General features: G+C 51.1%; 1 protein-coding gene. It reads right to left on the minus strand.

Annotated elements, in window-relative coordinates; translation table 11 throughout:
• Positions 1-304: SDR family NAD(P)-dependent oxidoreductase (locus AAHB90_RS32580; protein WP_342089506.1), on the minus strand; the 304-nt coding region annotated here is incomplete at its 3' end.
• Positions 305-380: the final 76 nt, after the last annotated feature.

A 380-nucleotide genomic window follows, 5' to 3' on the forward strand; every position in this document is an offset into this window, starting at 1 on the left:
TGGTGGTAAAGCTCTCTGCCACCCCGCCCATTGCGTAACCGGCGTTGTTCACCAGTACATCGATAGTGCCTTCTTTGGCCAAAATGGTTTCAACGGCCTGCTTCACGCTCTGCTCGTCGGTCAGGGTAACGTCCAAAACGGTCACGTTTTCCAGGGCCGCAAGGGCCTGCGCTTTATCGGCATTACGGCCCTGGGTATCGCGCATGGTGGCGTATACCTGGTGTCCCGCGGCGGCTACGCTGTGGGCGGTAAGCCAGCCAAAACCGCTATTTGTTCCGGTTACCAATACAATCTTTTTGCTCATCTTTTTTACCTTTAAATGAATAAGCAAAGGTTGAAAACGGCAACAGGAAAATTTTTATCATTTGGTAAAAAGCGCT

The organism is Dyadobacter sp. OTU695, from assembly GCF_038440355.1.
Classification (GTDB): domain Bacteria; phylum Bacteroidota; class Bacteroidia; order Cytophagales; family Spirosomataceae; genus Dyadobacter.